Source organism: Glutamicibacter sp. NPDC087583, assembly GCF_044743685.1.
Taxonomy (GTDB): domain Bacteria; phylum Actinomycetota; class Actinomycetes; order Actinomycetales; family Micrococcaceae; genus Glutamicibacter.
The window spans coordinates 217,921-234,189 of the sequence record NZ_JBIUWY010000004.1 but is presented as its reverse complement, the minus strand read 5'-3'; the positions used below and the strand labels follow the sequence as shown (position 1 = coordinate 234,189).

General features: G+C 63.1%; 14 protein-coding genes. 7 read left to right on the top strand and 7 right to left on the bottom strand.

Annotation, left to right across the window (positions count from 1 at the left end; genetic code table 11):
* The first annotated feature begins 222 nt into the window (after positions 1 to 222).
* Positions 223 to 1,641, top strand: a complete 1,419-nt coding sequence (locus ACIOU9_RS12575) for an MFS transporter (RefSeq protein ID WP_105656491.1) — start codon at positions 223 to 225, stop codon at positions 1,639 to 1,641.
* Positions 1,610 to 2,035, top strand: a complete 426-nt coding sequence (locus ACIOU9_RS12570) for a DUF1801 domain-containing protein (protein WP_105656492.1) — start codon at positions 1,610 to 1,612, stop codon at positions 2,033 to 2,035. The genes ACIOU9_RS12575 and ACIOU9_RS12570 overlap by 32 nt, the downstream gene beginning before the upstream one ends.
* A 24-nt stretch (positions 2,036 to 2,059) precedes the next feature.
* Here ACIOU9_RS12570 and ACIOU9_RS12565 read toward each other — a convergent pair whose 3' ends face one another.
* Both ACIOU9_RS12565 and ACIOU9_RS12560 read right to left on the bottom strand, forming a co-directional pair.
* Positions 2,060 to 2,497 (bottom strand): hypothetical protein, encoded by a 438-nt coding sequence (locus ACIOU9_RS12565; protein ID WP_105662264.1) that lies wholly within the window; start codon positions 2,495 to 2,497, stop codon positions 2,060 to 2,062.
* A gap of 88 nt (positions 2,498 to 2,585) precedes the next feature.
* Positions 2,586 to 3,695, bottom strand: coding sequence for a hypothetical protein (locus tag ACIOU9_RS12560; RefSeq protein WP_388024798.1), 1,110 nt, complete (start codon positions 3,693 to 3,695; stop codon positions 2,586 to 2,588).
* A 402-nt stretch (positions 3,696 to 4,097) separates the two neighbouring features.
* Between ACIOU9_RS12560 and ACIOU9_RS12555 the strand changes: the two genes are divergently transcribed.
* The 4 genes from ACIOU9_RS12555 to ACIOU9_RS12540 all read left to right on the top strand — a co-directional run bounded on the left by ACIOU9_RS12555 (position 4,098) and on the right by ACIOU9_RS12540 (position 8,451).
* Positions 4,098 to 4,874: an electron transfer flavoprotein subunit beta/FixA family protein gene (locus ACIOU9_RS12555; RefSeq protein WP_133833871.1), complete on the top strand. Its 777-nt coding sequence runs from the start codon at positions 4,098 to 4,100 to the stop codon at positions 4,872 to 4,874.
* 14 nt (positions 4,875 to 4,888) lie between these two features.
* The gene (locus ACIOU9_RS12550) at positions 4,889 to 5,869 is read left to right on the top strand and encodes an electron transfer flavoprotein subunit alpha/FixB family protein (RefSeq protein WP_105662262.1); all 981 of its coding nucleotides are present in this window, start codon (positions 4,889 to 4,891) and stop codon (positions 5,867 to 5,869) included.
* A 5-nt stretch (positions 5,870 to 5,874) separates the two neighbouring features.
* On the top strand, positions 5,875 to 7,692 hold the full coding sequence (locus tag ACIOU9_RS12545) for a cytochrome b/b6 domain-containing protein (protein WP_402697100.1): 1,818 nt from the start codon (positions 5,875 to 5,877) through the stop codon (positions 7,690 to 7,692).
* A gap of 102 nt (positions 7,693 to 7,794) precedes the next feature.
* Positions 7,795 to 8,451, top strand: coding sequence for a class I SAM-dependent methyltransferase (locus ACIOU9_RS12540; RefSeq protein ID WP_402697099.1), 657 nt, complete (start codon positions 7,795 to 7,797; stop codon positions 8,449 to 8,451).
* A gap of 65 nt (positions 8,452 to 8,516) precedes the next feature.
* Here ACIOU9_RS12540 and ACIOU9_RS12535 read toward each other — a convergent pair whose 3' ends face one another.
* The 5 genes from ACIOU9_RS12535 to ACIOU9_RS12515 are packed head-to-tail and all read right to left on the bottom strand — an operon-like array spanning position 8,517 to position 14,960.
* Complete coding sequence (locus ACIOU9_RS12535) at positions 8,517 to 10,001, bottom strand: rhamnulokinase family protein (RefSeq protein ID WP_402697097.1); 1,485 nt, start codon at positions 9,999 to 10,001, stop codon at positions 8,517 to 8,519.
* The gene (locus tag ACIOU9_RS12530) at positions 9,998 to 12,049 is read right to left on the bottom strand and encodes a bifunctional aldolase/short-chain dehydrogenase (RefSeq protein ID WP_402697174.1); all 2,052 of its coding nucleotides are present in this window, start codon (positions 12,047 to 12,049) and stop codon (positions 9,998 to 10,000) included. Before ACIOU9_RS12530 ends, ACIOU9_RS12535 begins: the two co-directional genes overlap by 4 nt.
* 47 nt (positions 12,050 to 12,096) lie before the next feature.
* Positions 12,097 to 13,404, bottom strand: a complete 1,308-nt coding sequence (locus ACIOU9_RS12525) for an MFS transporter (protein WP_208294243.1) — start codon at positions 13,402 to 13,404, stop codon at positions 12,097 to 12,099.
* Positions 13,405 to 13,406: 2 nt separating this feature from the next.
* Positions 13,407 to 14,579 carry an L-rhamnose isomerase gene (gene rhaI, locus ACIOU9_RS12520; RefSeq protein ID WP_105656500.1) on the bottom strand — a complete coding sequence of 391 codons (1,173 nt, stop codon included), beginning with the start codon at positions 14,577 to 14,579 and terminating at the stop codon, positions 13,407 to 13,409.
* Positions 14,580 to 14,612: 33 nt separating this feature from the next.
* On the bottom strand, positions 14,613 to 14,960 hold the full coding sequence (locus tag ACIOU9_RS12515) for an L-rhamnose mutarotase (protein WP_105656501.1): 348 nt from the start codon (positions 14,958 to 14,960) through the stop codon (positions 14,613 to 14,615).
* A gap of 252 nt (positions 14,961 to 15,212) precedes the next feature.
* On the opposite strand from ACIOU9_RS12515, the gene ACIOU9_RS12510 reads away from it, so the two are divergent.
* Complete coding sequence (locus ACIOU9_RS12510; protein ID WP_208294242.1) at positions 15,213 to 16,235, top strand: LacI family DNA-binding transcriptional regulator; 1,023 nt, start codon at positions 15,213 to 15,215, stop codon at positions 16,233 to 16,235.
* Positions 16,236 to 16,269: the final 34 nt, after the last annotated feature.

The following is a 16,269-nucleotide window of genomic DNA, read 5'->3' as shown; positions in this document are numbered from 1 at the left end:
GTCCATTCAATGCTCGTTTAAAGGGGAAACCGCTGCAGCCGGTTTGCATGGATTCAACCTTGGCAGAAAGTGCGGGCGGTCACACTAGGGTTATGCCTAGGCTTGGGCTAGGCATCTGACTACTATGTTTTCGATCGTCTGAATTCACACCTGTTGCCTATCAATGCATCGGCGTATTCTTTTGCTACGACCACCAGCCACTTTTTCGAAGCAGGCTTGCCCATGCGCGATGAAGGACCCCCTGATCTCCCGCCGGCCCACGGCCAGAACCCCGAAGTTCCGCCGCAGGGCCAGCGCTCTTTCATGCACATACTGGTCAACACCGCCGTCGCGAACCTCACCACCAGCTACCTGTGGTTCGCGCTGACCTTCTGGGTGTACCTGGAGACCGAGAACGTCATGGCCACCGGCATCATCGGCGGCGCATTCATGCTGCTGATCTCCGTGTTCTCCATGGTTTTCGGGACGATCGTGGACAACCACCGCAAGAAATCGGTCTTCGTCTTCTCCGCGATGATCACCGCTGTGGCCTTTTCCCTGGCTGGGCTGATCTACCTCTGGCTGCCCACGAAGGACATCCTGGATATCGGCGGATGGCAGTTCTGGATCTTCTGCCTGGTCATCCTGTTCGGCGCGATCGTGGAGCAGATGCGAGGCATCGCGCTGTCCACGACGGTCACCTTGCTGATCCCGGTCGAGCGCCATGCCAACGCCAACGGGCTGGTAGGCACGGTGCAGGGCATCGCCTTCATCATCACCAGCGTGTTCTCCGGGCTGTCCATCGGACTGCTGGGGATGGGATGGACGCTGGCCATTGCCATCGTGATGGTCGTGGTCACGATGCTGCACCTTTTGGGCATCTCCATCCCGGAGGAGGAACCGGAAAAGGAGGAAGGGCGGACCAAGACCAGCGACCTGCGCCTGGGCTTCACTACAGTGATGGCCATCCCTGGCCTATTCGCGCTGATCATCTTCTCGATGTTCAACAACTTCATCGGCGGCACCTACATGGCGCTGATGGATCCCTACGGGCTGACCATCATGCCGGTCGAAGCCTGGGGCATCACCTTCGGGCTGGCATCCACCGGCTTCATCATCGGCGGCTTGGCCATCGCCAAGTTCGGCCTGGGGGCCAACCCGATCCGCACCATGCTCCTGCTGGTTGCCGTCATGGGATTCCTCGGCGCGATCTTCACCATCCGCGAATGGACGTGGCTCTATGTGCTGGGCATCTGGCTCTACATGATGCTGATCCCGGCGGTGGAAGCCTCGGAGCAAACGGTGATCCAGAAGGTGGTCACCTTCCGCCGCCAGGGCCGGGTGTTCGGCTTCGCCCAGATGATGGAAGCCGCCGCGGCGCCGATTACCGCTTTCCTGATCGCGCCGATTGCCCAGTACCTGGTCATCCCCTTCATGCGCTCGCCAGCGGGCGACGACCGCTTCGGCTGGCTGGTGGGGCAAGGCCAGGCGCGCGGCATCGCCTTGATATTCCTGGCCGGCGGGCTGATCATGATTGTGGTGGCGCTGCTGGCCATGGGCACCAGCCAGTACCGCAAGCTGTCGACAATTTTCCAGGCCGAATCACCTGGAGCACCCGAGGAGGCATCACTTGCCAACAAGTCAGAAGACCCTTCCAACTGAGGCCAGCGTGGAGGAATTCATTGAGGCGGCAACCCCGGCCAAGCGCCGGGTTGACGGCCACGAACTGGACCGCATCTTCCGCGAAGCCACCGGCGAGCAGCCGGTGATGTGGGGACCGAGCATGGTGGGCTACGGAAGCTACACCTACATCTCCCCTGCCAATGCGCGCACCACGGGCATCTGGCCCAAGACCGGTTTCTCGCCGCGCAAGGCCCAGCTCTCGCTCTACGGGCTGAAGGACCTTCCCGAGGGCGCCCAGCTCTTGCCGCAGCTGGGCAAATACACCGAGGGAGCCGGTTGCGTGTACGTGAAAAAGCTGGAGGACATCGACCTGGAGGTGCTGCGGAAACTGATCTCCATCGCTGCCTCGCGGCAGGACGACCAGGCTCGATAGCCTCCAGGGGCTTCGCTCCGCCGCCTAGTTCGCCACGGCGGCCAGCCGGGCCTTCCTGAAACGCCTGAAAATTGCCCGCCCGCCTGCAACTGCACCCAGCACAATTGCCACCGCACCCGAGAATAGCGAGACGGCCATGGGAAGCTGCGGGCTGGCGGAATCCGGGAAAGCGTCAAAGAGCAGTAGCGTCCAGAAAAGGCCGGGAATCACCCCGGCGGCCAGGGCGCTGAAGCTGAACACCAGAGCGTGCAGCCAGCGCTCGGTTGCGCTTCCCAGCCATGCCATCACGCCGGCAACTGCCAGCCATGGAAGCAGCGGGAACGCCAAGGGCACCCACAGGTCGGGTTCGGACCACCATGGGGCATCCGCGATCAGCGGATCCACGATCAGCAGCAGCACCGCAAAGAGGATCCCGCTGGCTGCAGCCAGCCAGCTCATTGGCCAACTGATTTTCTTGCCCATTAGCGATTGCCTGCTTGCTACTAGCGAATATCTTCCTAGGTTGGATGATACCCGCAGACTGGTGCCTCTGCGGGTATCATCCCCTGCCTTATTCGGCTTCTTCGAAGAAGGCCTCGACCTCTGAGATGCCGGCGGAGATGACCGGAACCAGGCGCTCGTCGATGCTGTAGCGCTCGCCGTCCTTGGAAATCAGACCGTAGCCGACCAAGGAATCCATGGCGATGCGGGCTTCTGGAAGCACGGCATCGTAGATCTTCGGACCGCAGTTGCGGCGCAGGCCCTCCAAGTCCCCTTCGCGGCCGGTGGATGCGGTGACCAGCAGGTTACGCAGCACCAGGTAATGGGCTTCATCCCGCAAGGTGACATCGAAGGTCGGGTTCAGGTGCGCCTGGACGCAGCCGACAGCCATCTCGAAGAGCAGCTGCGCGCTGCCCGCTTCCTCGCCGGCAACCAGCAATTCGTAGGCGTCCGGATCCGTGCGCAACACCGATCCTTCCGACTCCACGACGGACATCCGGCCGGCGCTCCAGATGTAGTTGAAGGCTAGTGGCGCCGGGCCTTCCGGGTCGAAGGTTTCGGCATCCAGGCCAACGGCAGTCAATACCTTGGCGCGCGGCGCTTCGGCTGCTGCACTGAAGTCCTCCATGTCCACGCCTTCGGCCACCGCCTGGGCATAGGCCTTGACCTGGCTGAACAACCTGGTTTCGCGCAGCAATCCGCATAGCTCCGCGTCGCCCTCGGCAAAACCATTGAGCGTATCTTCCAGCATCTCGCGCAGGGCTTCGAGGTTCTCCGCAGGGCCCTGCCAGAGCATGCGCTGCTCGATGAAGCTGAAGTATTCCAGCCATGTGGTGAAGATCGGCTCCGGAGCCAAGGATTCCGGCAGGTTGCCCAGGTGCTCGGCCAGAGTCTCGCCGAAGACATCGATGTCCAGGTCGAACAGGTTCGAGCTGCGGGCGTTCTCGGCGTACTGGCCGGCGATCTGTCCGATGACGTCCAGCTGCATGCCCGCTGCCTGCGCCGCCTGTTCAGGCGAAAAGGCAGGAACCTGCTGCGCTACCCAAGTTGTGTAGTCCTGGCGAAGCGCATTGATCTGCTGTTCAGCCTGGATCAGGAACACGCTGCGGCCGCGCGCTGCCGCCTTGGCAGGATTTCCTGCGCCCGAGTTCTTCTTGCCTTGACGCTTTTTGCTGGCCATGAGCCGTCCTTTGGTTCCGAAATTGGTCTCTGGTTAAAGCCTACGGTGCCCGCCCGAAGCCGGGCGAATAGCGCGATGCGGCTCACCTGCGTGGAAGCATGCCCGGATGACCCCGCCGGATCGTGGACCTTTGGTGTTCAAGGTGCTCACTTGCTGTTTTCTTGTCCACTTTCATTGACCAATGGCGCTGAATCCGACAAGATGAACAGCAAAGACAGACGTAGCCTGCGACACAATGCTTTCAGCTCTGCAGAAAATCTGCGCCGTGGCCTATTAATGAACTTGGATTTCCTAGTAGTTTCGGCGGGGGCCGCTTCAGTGGTCCGCGAAGCCCCGGATCATTGGTGATTTCCGGCCATCGGCTGTCCTGGCAGATGCTACTGCGATAAGAGGGAGAAAATAATGAAGATCGCGGTTTTGATCAAAGAAGTCCCAGATACCGGAGAGGACCGCCTGCTGGATCTGGAGACCGGCCTGGCCGACCGTGCCGCTTCAGAAGTGGTGCTCGATGAAATCGGCGAGCGGACCCTGGAAGTTGCGCTGAAGCATGCTGATGCGAACCCTGGAACTGAAATCACCGTGCTGACCATGGGCCCGGATTCAGCTCAGGCCACCCTGCGCAGGGGCTTGGCCATGGGCGCTGCCAGCGCCGTGCATATCAGCGACGAGGAGCTTCTCGGCGCCGATCTGGTCCTCACCGCGCAGGTCCTGGCGGCGGCTTTGCGCCGAGGCAGCTACGATCTGGTCCTCACCGGCAACATGTCCACCGACGGCTCCGCGGGCATGCTCCCAGTCATGCTGGCCGACCTGCTTGATCTTCCGGCGGCGACTTCGTTGTCCTCGGTAGAAATTGCCGACGGCGCGATCAGCGGATTGCGCGAGCTGGATGGCGCTGCCGCCCAGATCAGCGCTCCATTGCCAGCGGTCGCTTCGATCACCGAGGCATTGCCGGATGCCCGCTTCCCGAATTTCAAGGGCATCATGGCCGCGAAGAAGAAACCGGTCGAGTCCCTGTCCCTGGCCGATTTGGGCGTCGAGTCCCTGCCTGCGGATACTGCGCGTTCCATCATGGTTTCGGTGGCCCAGCGCCCGCCCCGCACCGCTGGAACTGTCATTGCCGATGACGGCGATGCCGGTAACGCAGTGGCCGAATTCCTCGTCAAGAACAACCTGGTGTGAGCGGAAAGAAAACCATGACTTCCTTTGCTTCTGATTCAATTCTTGTTTTCCTCGAGACCACGGCCACTGGAACGCTGGCCAAGAACCACGAGGAACTGCTCGGCGCCGCCTCTGCCGTGGGCACCCCGGTAGCGCTTGTCGCCGCTCCGGCCGGATCCCTTGATACCCTGGCGGCGCAAGCCAGCGAGTCTGGCGCCGCGCAGGTACTCACCGCCGCCGTCGATTCTCCGGTGCTGACCGCGCCGATGGCTGACGCGCTGCAGCAGGCCTTCGCGCAAATCCAGCCACAAGCCGTACTGCTGGGGCATACCCTGGCTTCGCGCGAAGTGGCCGCACGCTTCGCGGTGCGCCACCGCTTGGCGCTGAGCGTCGATGCGCTCGGTGTTTCGCGTGATGACCAGGGAATCATCGCAGCCCACTCGATCTACGGCGGCGCGTATTCGACCCACAGCGCCCCGACCTTCGGCGCGCCGGTGATCACCGTGCGCGTGGGCAGCATCGAAGAGCGTGCCCAGGCCCAACCGGCGAGCGCGATCCCGCTGGAGGTAGCCGCCAGCGGCAAGCCGGAGGTCGAGGTCAAGGAACTGAGAACGGCCGAAACGGCATCCACCCGTCCCGAGCTGCGTTCCGCGGCACGCGTGGTCTCCGGTGGCCGCGGGTTGGGCAGCGCGGAGCAGTTCGACCTGGTGCACCAGCTGGCCGATGCCTTGGGTGCTGCCGTGGGCGCGTCGCGTGCGGCGGTGGATGCCGGATACGTCGAGCATGCCGCCCAGGTGGGCCAGACCGGCGTGGCAGTTTCTCCCCAGCTGTACGTGGCACTGGGCATTTCCGGAGCCATCCAGCACAAGGCGGGCATGCAGACCGCCAAGACCATCATCGCCATCAACAAGGATGCCGATGCACCGATCTTCGAGATCGCCGACTTCGGCGTGGTGGGGGATGTCTTCAAGGTCGTGCCCCAACTGATTTCCGCCTTGGAAGCACGCAAGGCCTGATCGCCATGAACGCACCAAACCAATCCATCCGCCAGGGGCTGCCGCGCGTGGCCGGCGGCGATCCCTGGCCGCCAGCCGAGCTGTTCGCTCCCGCTGCAGGCGCCGCGGTCCCGGCAGGGCCTAGCGCGGTCGAGGATGCTGCAGAACCAGTTCTCGACCAGCCCGTTGGCCCGTCGGTGCCTGCGGAACCAACGCCTGGCCAAGCATCTGCTAGTTCCGCAGCCAGCGCACCGGCCGCGGAACCTGTTGCAGATCAGGGCGCGGTTGCCGGGCTTCTTCGCCAGGGCCTGCCACGGGTTGCCGGCGGCGGGCCGTGGCCGCCTGCGGGAACGCCGGTCGCCGCGAACGCTCCAGCCGCATCGCAGAACGCTTCCGCTGCACCAGCACCTGAGCCGGTTGCCGAGCTAGTTGGCGAACCGGTTGCCGAACCGGTAGCTGAATCAGCGCCGGCGGCCCCCGAACCAGTTGCCACCGCGGGTACCGCCTCGGCCACAGCGGTTTCCAGTGCCGGGGCACCAGCAGTTCGCCGTGGCCTGCCGCGCACCGCCGGTGCAGAACCGTGGCCGCCAAGTTCATTCGTGGCAGCTCCCGTTGTTGCCGCAGCTCCAGCGGCTCCAGCGCCTGCGCTCCCGCCGGCACCGGTTGCGGAAGCTGCCCAGGCCCAGGCCGCACCGGCCATCCCGCCGAGGGCAGAGGCAGCACCCGCGGATCCGGTGGGCCAGGCATCCGGCGCCGCGCTGGTCTCGGAGCCTGCGGCCGCCGAGGTGCAGGCTGCTTCTGCCCGTACCCGCATGGGTGCGCAGGAACCTGCCGCGCCAGCAGCCGCGGCAAGTAACGCGCTGACCCCCGGGCGCGCGAGCAAGCCGGCACCCCAGGCAGCGGCGAAGAGCAAGAAAGAAGCGGCCAAGCATGGCCCGCTGACGACCAAGCAGTGGGTGCTGGCTGGAATCCTTGGCGCATTCTGCGCCTTGGGCATCGCCACTGCCGTGGTGCTCGTTGCCCGCGGCATTGCCGGCATCGATGCCGTGGAGTCATTCATGGAACGCTACCCGGGTGAGTACCACCTGCCGGACTCGGCACCTCTCGGGTTCCCTGGCTGGCTGGCATGGAACCACTTCTTCAACTTCTTCCTGATGGTCCTGATCATCCGTTCTGGCATGCTGGTCAGGCACCAGAAGAAGCCGCCTGCCTATTGGTCCTCGAAGCGCAGCCCGAAGGTGAGCATCAACCTCTGGCTGCATCAGGGTCTTGACCTGCTGTGGATCATCAATGGCCTGGTGTTCCTCGTGCTGCTGTTCGCCACAGGCCACTGGATGCGCATCGTCCCGACGTCGTGGGAGGTCTTCCCCAACGCGATTTCGGCGGCCTTGCAGTACCTGACGCTGGATTGGCCCACCGAAAACGGCTGGGTGAATTACAACTCGCTGCAGCAGCTGGCCTACTTCACCACCGTGTTCATCGCGGCCCCGGTCGCGGCGATCACCGGCTTCCGGCTCAGCGCCTTCTGGCCGAAGAACATGCCAGCACTGACCGCGAAGTACCCGATCGAGGTTGCCCGCGCGCTGCACTTCCCAACCATGCTGTACTTCGCTGTGTTCATCCTCGTGCACGTGATCCTGGTGTTCTCCACCGGGGCGCTGCGCAACCTGAACCACATGTACGCGGCCCAGGGTTCCACGGATCCAGCCGCGTACGCGGATAACTGGACCGGACTGCTCTTCTTCGCGCTCTCGCTGCTCGTAATCGCCGGCGCCTGGCTGGCCTGCCGGCCAATGATCCTCGCATCCATTGCCCGGCTCTTCGGCAAGGTCAGTGCAAGGTAGGAGCAGCGATTCTTGCCTCTGGCGCAAAACTGATCGCGCATGGGGTCGATCGTCAGTAGGGTCGATAACAACGGCCTTACTGACGAATGGGGAACAACGAAAATGAGCCACCACCACGAACACCACACCAAAGAACATGATGATGTCGCCTTCTGGGAGAACCACTACGGCCAGTCCGAGCGGGTCTGGTCAGGCAAGGTCAACCAGGTCATCGAGAACCTTGTCGCCCCGCTGGCCCCCGGCACGTCGCTGGATATCGGCTGCGGGGAGGGAGGCGATGCGCTGTGGCTGGCCACCCATGGCTGGAAGGCTACCGGGGTCGACATCTCGCCCACCGCGGTGAAGCGCGCGCAGGAAGAAGCGGCCAAGCACGGTCTGGACGCGGGGCAGACCCGCTTCATCGCCTCGGATCTGGCTGCGTGGAATACCGGGGAAACCTTCGACCTGGTGACCTTGAGCTTCTTCCAGGCACCCTTTGAATTCCCTCGCGCCAGCTTCCTGCGCACGGCAGCGACCCTGGTCGCACCCGGCGGCCACCTGCTGGCCCTGTCCCATGCATCGATGCCGTCCTTCGCCAGCAAGCCCGATCACCAGATGCCCGTGTTCCCCAGCCCCGAAGAGGAACTGGAAGCTTTGGCTCTGGATCCGGCGCAGTGGGAGGTGCTGTGCGCCGAGGTCCGCGAACGCACCATCATCGGTCCCGATGGCAATTCGGCGACCCTGGAGGATGCCGTGGTATTCGTGCAGCGCAAGGTGTAAAAAGTTCGACCCTCCAGCCCCATCGGGCTGGAGGGTCAACGACGGCCTAGATATCCCACACGGATCTAGGCCAGCTTCAGGGCCTGCGACGGGGCGTAGGCGCCTAGCGGCACCGAGTCGCGCACGACGTCGCGCAGGTTCAATGCATCACGGCCCGCAGGCATAGCCGCTTGCAACTGCACGAGCACGTTGCCCAGGGCGGTGCATTCCACGGGTCCGGAAATGACCGGCACGCGCGCATGGTCTGCAGTGCGCTGGCACAGCAGCTGGCCTTGCGAGCCGCCTCCGACAATATGGATGTTCTCCAGCTCGAATCCACCCAACCGCGCGGCTTCTGCAGCTTGGCGGGCGAAACTCTGAGCCAGCGACTCGACGACCACCCTGATCACTTCGGCAGGTGAGCACGGGCGCTGTCCGCCGGCGGCTTCCACCGCATCGCAGATGCGCTGGGCCATCTGGCCAGGAGCCAGGAACCGCTCGCTTTGAGGATCGATCAGCACCTGCGGAACAGGCAATTCCGCGGCCTCGGCAAGGAGCTGCTCCAAGCTGGTTTCTTCCCTTCCGGCGGCTTCCGCGTCGTCGTTCCATTGGCGGATCGACTCGCTGAGCAGAAAGGTTCCGGCGACGTTCTTCAGGAACCGGACACTGGAATCCAGCCCCAGCTCGTTGGTGAATCCCGCTTGATGCGCTTGCTCGGTGAGTACCGGGCGGTCCAGCTCCACACCAACCAATCCCCACGTTCCGCAAGAGATATAGGCGGATTTCCCGCTGGAGAGCGGGGTCGCAACCACTGCGCTGGCCGTGTCATGGGAAGCGACCGCCACTACCTGGACTTCGTGGCTGGCACCGAATTCCGCAGCCAGCTCGGGCAGCAGTGCGCCCACCGGCTGGCCAGGGTGCACTAGCTGCGCGACCTTTCCCGAAAGCCCCAGTTCAGCAACCAGATCCTCGTCCCATGTACCGGTGCTGTGGTTCAGCAACCCGGTAGTGGAAGCGTTCGTCCACTCGCTGCGCCGATGCCCTGTGAGCATCCAGTTGAAATAGTCGGGAACCAGCAGCAGCGCCTCGGCGTCCGCCAACCGGTTTTCCAACTTCTCGGCTTGCAGCTGGTACACGGTGTTGAACGGAAGGAATTGCAGCCCATTGCGTGCAAACAACTCGCGCCGGCTGAATTTCTGTTCCAGCGCAGCAACCGCGCGCTCATTGCGCGGATCCCGGTAATGCCGCACTTCTCCCAGGCGCTTGCCGTCCTTGAGCAACGCATAGTCCACCGCCCAGGAGTCCACCCCGATGCTGGCGATATCCCCGCGCTGCGCGAAAGCCAGCGAGAGGCCGTGGCGAATTTGCGCCCAGAGCTCATCGATATCCCAGGCCAGCGCATCTTCCCGCGCCCCTGGTTCCAGGCTCGACAGCGGAACCGGTCCGTTGGCGAAACGGTGGACGGCAGTGAGCTGGAGCTTTCCGTCCACCATCTGGCCGATCATGACACGTCCGCTGGTGGCGCCGAGGTCGATAGCTGCGACCGGCGCGCTCTCTGCTTGCTTGCTCATCGCAGGAAGGCTGCCGCCACTCCGGAATCCACCGGAATGTGCAATCCGGTGGTCCGGGTCAGTTCCGGCCCGGTCAGCACGAACACGGCATCGGCAATGTTCTCCGGGATGACCTCGCGCTTCAGGATCGTGCGATTTGCGTAGAACTGCCCCAGATCCTCCTCTGCCACGCCATAGGTCGCCGCACGCTGGGCACCCCAGCCCGAGGCGAAGATCCCGGAGCCGCGCACTACGCCATCGGGGTTGATGCCGTTCACGCGCACGCCATGCTCGCCCAATTCCACGGCCAGCAAGCGCACCTGATGCGCCTGGTCGGCCTTCGTGGCCGAGTAGGCAATATTGTTCGGACCTGCGAAGACCGAGTTCTTGGAGGAAATATAGATGATATCGCCGCCGAGCTTCTGCTCGATCAGCACCTTGGCCGCGGCCTTGGAAACCAGGAACGATCCCTTGGCCATCACATCATGCTGCAGGTCCCAGTCGGCCTCGGTGGTTTCCAGCAAGGGCTTCGAAAGCGAGAGGCCCGCGTTGTTCACCACCAGGTCCAATCCGCCAAATGCCAGCACCGCCTCATCGATGGCACGTTGCACGGCGTGCGCATCGGCCACGTTGGCGGCGACGCCAACGGCCACATCTGCGGTGCCCAGCTCCGCCGCGGCGGCCTGCGCCTTGTCCAGATCCAGGTCTGCGATGACCACGCAGGCTCCCTCGGTTGCCAGCCGCTGCGCCACGGCCTTGCCGATGCCCGACGCGGCACCGGTGACCAGGGCGATGCGCCCGGCATGGGACTTGGGCTTGGGCATGCGCTGCAGCTTGGCTTCCTCCAGCGCCCAGTATTCAATGCGGAACTTCTCGGCATCGGAAATCGGCGTATAGCTGGAGACCGCTTCGGCGCCGCGCATGACGTTGATGGCATTCAGGTAGAACTCGCCAGCGACCCGTGCGGTCTGCTTATTCGCCCCATAGGAGAACATGCCGACGCCCGGGACCAGCACGATCAGCGGGTCGGCCCCGCGCATCGCCGGAGAGTCCAGGTCCTTGTGGGCCTCGTAGTAGGCCTGGTAGTCAGCACGGTACTGCGCATGCAGTTCTTCCAGGCGAGCGATCTGCTCCGATACGCCTGCGGTAGCGGGAAGATCCAGCACCATCGGCTTGATCTTGGTGCGCAGGAAGTGGTCCGGGCAGCTGGTGCCCAGGGCCGCCAGCTGCGCCAGCTTCTGGCGCGAGAGGAAATCCAGGACTCGCTGGTCATCGCTGAAGTGCCCCACCATGGGCTTGTCGGTGCTGGCCAGGCCGCGGATGCTCGGGGCCAATGCGGCGGCGCGGGTCCGGCGCTCCTCCTCGTCCAGCGGCTCGAATCCGGGAACCACAGGACCGAAGGGCTCCGGTGCGCCGTGCTCGTCAAGGTAGGCAGCGGCGGTGTCGATGATCCACAGCGAGTTGGACTCGGATTCCTGGGAGGTATCTCCCCAGGCGGTGATGCCATGGCCGCCGAGGATGCAGCCCACGGCTTGCGGATTGGCGTCCTTGATCGCGGCAATATCCAGTCCCAGCTGGAATCCGGGGCGGCGCCAGTCAACCCAAGCCACCTTGTCGCCGAAGATCCTTGCGGTCAGCTCCCGGCCGTCCTTGGCAGTGGCAATGGCAATGCCGGAGTCCGGGTGCAAGTGGTCGACGTGGTTTGCGTTGACCAGCCCATGCATTGCGGTATCAATGGATGGCGCGGCGCCTCCCTTGCCGTGCAGGCAGTAATCGAAGGCCGCGACCATCTCGTCTTCGCGCTCCACGCCCGGGTAGGCGTCCACCAGCGAGCGCATGCGGTCCAGGCGCAGGGTCGACAGCCCCTTTTCGGTCAACGTGCCGAGGTCCCCGCCCGATCCCTTGACCCAGAGCAGCTCAATTTGCTCACCGGTGACCGGGTCTTTCGCGGTGCCCTTGGCCGAGGTGTTTCCACCGGCGTAGTTGGTGTTCTTCTTGTCTGCACCCAACCGGTTGGATCGTTGAATCAGTTCCTGTGCGGTGGTGCGTGTCGCGATGGTGTTGCTCATGGTGTTCTTGTCTTCCGACTCGTTAATGTGCATGGGGGCAGTGGTTCTCAGGCGTCGACTTTGGTGGCCCTGGTTTCATATCCATAGCGCTCCAGTTCGATCTCTTCCAGCGACTTGCCTCGCGTTTCCGGCGCCCAAATGGTGCCGATCAGCAACGCGACGACCAGCAGGCCGATGATCAGGAGGCCAAGCTTTTCCAAGCCCAGGTTGGTGAGCAGTACCGGGAACACCAACGAGAGCAGGCCGACAAGCACCCGGGCAAGCATGAACAGCACGCCCTGTGCACTGGCGCGGTAGCGCGTGGCGAAGAGCTCCGCGGTCCATAGCCCGTAGAAAGCCTGCGCGCCGATACCCGCCGAGATGCCCCAGGCCACTGCGTAGAACAGCAGGGAGAAGGCACCTGGAGGAGCGAAGATCAGCACGGTCCAGGCCGCAACACCCAGCAGGGCGCCACCGAAGTAGAGCCAACGCCGCGAGACCTGGTCTCCGTATTTCATGAATCCGAAATAGGTTGCGGCGGCGGTCAGCACCCAGACCAGCACCTGGAGCAGGTTCTGCTGGGTAGCGGATTCAACGCCAGCGGCAGCATAGACGCGAGGCTGGAAAATGCCAGCCTGCCCTGCCACGGTATTCCATAGCCCATAGACGCCGAGCAGGAAGAAGAGCGCGCTCCAGTTGCGGCGGTCGGCCAGCAGCCCGCGCATGCCGGAGAAGAACGAGGCTTTCACGCCAGCAGCCGTTTCCGCGGCACGTTGCTCCTTCCACCTCCTGGACTCGGGCAATCCGCGGCGGACCCACCAAGTGACAGCGGCGATCAGGAAAAGATGGAAGAAGATTGCCCGGGAGCCGTTCACGCCCCAAGGCTCAACCAGGATCGCCAGCGCGAAACCGATGGCTGGGCCAATCGACCACGCCAGCTGAGCGGTGCCCACGTGCGCAGCACGCGATTCCTGCGGAGCCTCCTCGGCAATGTAGGTCCAGGAGGCTGGAACGCCTGCGCCCACGGCAATGCCCATGAGGACCACGCCGATGATCAGCAGGCTCGTACCGGAGGAGAAGGTGATCATCAGGGCGCCGACCATGAACACGATCAGGTCGTAGGTATAGATGAACTTGCGGCCCAGACGGTCGCAGAGCGGTCCGCCGATCAGTGCACCCAGGGCCGCGCCGAACGCGTTGGCCGACACGGCAGCGATGACACCGACCAGCGCGTCGTCGAATCCGAACGCGCCCTGCCACAGGCTGAGGCTGGTGGCCAGCGCAATGATGGCTCCGGCTTCTATGTAATTGCTCATGGCTACGGCAATGGTGGCTTTCCACCCGGAGATGCCGCGCTTCTTTGCTGCGGTGTTCATGATCAGGCTCCCCATCCTGCTTGCACGCCACCAGCGCGCGATGCTTCGATTCGGCTCTGGTAATCGGAGGTGCGGAAGGCCTGCATCGGATCGGCTGGCAGGCCGCGCGTTGCGCGCCATGCTTCCAGGTCGGCCCGCACGTCGGTGTAGAAGGCATCCATGAAGATCTCGTTGGCGGCCAGGACATCACCGGAAATCTGTGCTTCAGTCAGCGCTACGCGGTCGATCAGCAACGCCCGGGCCGTCATTTCCTGCACGTTCTGGACGCTTCTGATCTGGCCCAGGATCTTGTTCTCCACGTTGTGGCACTGATCGAGCATGAAGGCCACAGGCGTGTCCTGGTCCAGTCCGCCACCGCGGATCACCTCGGCCATGATGCGGAACAGCTGATACGGGTCTGCCGAGCCAACGATCAAGTCGTCATCCGCGTAGAAGCGGGAATTGAAGTCGAAGGATCCGAGCTTGCCAAGCCGCAGCAGCTGCATCACGATGAACTCGATATTGGTGCCTGGCGCATGGTGCCCGGTGTCCAGGCAAACCATGGCCCGATCCCCCAAGGCCGCAACCTGGGCATAGGACGTTCCCCAGTCGGGCACGTCGGTGTGGTAGAAGGACGGTTCGAAGAACTTGTACTCCAGCACCAGGCGCTGGTCTCCGGAAAGCCGCGCATATATTTCGGCCAGCGAATCGCCTAGCCGGTCCTGGCGCCCGCGCATATCCGCTTGGCCTGGATAGTTCGAGCCCTCTGCCAGCCAGATTTTCAGGTCCTGGCTTCCGGTGGCATCCATTACGTCGATGCATTCGAGGTGGTGGTCGATTGCCTTGCGGCGGATCTTCGGATCCTCATGGGTCAAGGCGCCGAACTTGTAATCGTCATCCTGGAAGGTATTCGAATTGATGGTTCCGAGGCTGACGCCCAGGCCTTCTGCATGCTCGCGCAGCACGGTGAAGTCCTCGACCTTGTCCCACGGAATGTGCAGGGCCACCGAGGGAGCCAGTCCGGTCAATCGGTTGACTTCAGCCGCATCGGCGATTTTTTCGAAGGGATCGCGCGGGGTCCCGGGGGTCGAATAGACCTTGAAGCGGGTGCCCGAATTTCCATAGGCCCAGGAAGGGACTTCGATGGCAAGGCGGTCAAGGATTTGCAGGTGCTCAGGGCTCAGCTTCGAGCTCATGGAACTCTCCATTTCTAGTAATTCTGCGGGCTACTACTGCTGGGATGCGGCAAGTGCGGCCAGCTGGTTTTCGAGATTGAAGACCTCGCGCAGACGCGGCGCTTGCTGATCTGGCCGGCCGCCCAGGCTGAGGAAGAATCGGCTCATTTCCGCTTCCCACGCTGCGGTGCGCGGGTCGGAGTCCAAGGCGGCCTGGGCAGCGCTGTCGTCATCGGTTTCGTAATAGCCGATCAGCAACCCGTCCTCGCGCAGAAAGAGTGAGTAGTTGCGACGCCCGGCTTCTTCGATGGCTTGGAGCATCTGCGGCCACACTTCCCGGTGGCGCGACACATACTCGTCGATCAGGTCGGGATTGACCTGCAATTGAAAGCAAACTCGCATCGTACTACTCTTCCGGAGCGCTGGAACTGGGTGGGCAAAACTGTGCGATCCGATTCGCTTTGCACAAAAATGAATCGTTTCAATCGCTTCGAAATTCGAGTGTAGAGCAGGTCACACTTGAATTGCAAGCGGTCGGTCGATCGAATGCCGCATTCTTTTGAATCCTTTCAAAAAGCTGTTGGGATTCCAGTTCCCATCCGTGCGCCAGTTATACTCGCAGAAGAACAACTCACCGAAGAACAGGAAAGCTCTGTGGCCGTCAGCGTCAAGGAAGTTGCCGCCGAGGCGGGCGTTTCCGTAGGCACCGTCTCCAACGTGCTCAACCGGCCCCAGGTTGTTTCCGAACACACCGTTTCCAAGGTCACCGCAGCCATCGAGAAGCTCGGCTTTGTCCGCAACGATGCGGCCAGGCAACTGCGTGCCGGCCGCAGCCGGAGCTTCGGGCTCGTCGTCCTCGATGCACGCAACCCGTTCTTCATGGACGTCACCCAGGGCGCCCAGCATCGTGCCTTGGACAACGGCTACACCGTGCTGATGGGAGCCAGCGACAATTCCCTGAGCACCGAACAGCAACTGCTGGATCTCTTCGAAGAGCAACGCGTCGCCGGAGTACTCATCTCCCCCTTGCACAGCGACTTGAGCCGGCTCTGGCGGATCCGCGAAGCGGGCACGCCAGTGGTGCTGGTGGACCGCGGAAGTGGCGACCGCAGCTTTTCATCGGTCTCCGTGGACGATGTGGAAGGCGGAAGAATTGCCGTACGGCACCTGCTGGACATTGGCAGAAAGCGGATCACCTTCGTCGGCGGACCGCAGAGCATCGAACAGGTCCAGCACCGATTAACGGGAGCCCAATCGGTATTGGCCCAAGCCCCGGATGCCGTGCTGGAGCACATGCCTACCAAGAACCTGACTGTGCTGGAAGGACGGGCAGCCGGAGAGCGTATTCTTGCCATGGATCCTGCACAGCGCCCCGACGGGATCTTTGCGGCCAACGACCTGCTCGCGTTGGGCATACTGCAGGCCCTGGTGATGTCCGGCGAACTCAGTGTTCCCGAGGATATTGCTCTGGTGGGATACGACAATATCGACTTCGCCGAGTCGGCCGTCATCCCGATTACCACCGTGCGCCAGCCAGCAGAAGAAATCGGGCGAACCGCTGTCGACGTCTTGCTGCGCGAAGCAGAAGCGGGCGATCAAGCGGTCCGCGAGCAATTCGTTTTCACTCCCAAGCTCGTTATCCGTGCATCGACTGTGGCCCCGAGCCAAGCGCGCTGACGTTTACCTTAGGGGTTCCTGAAAAGCGGGTTCT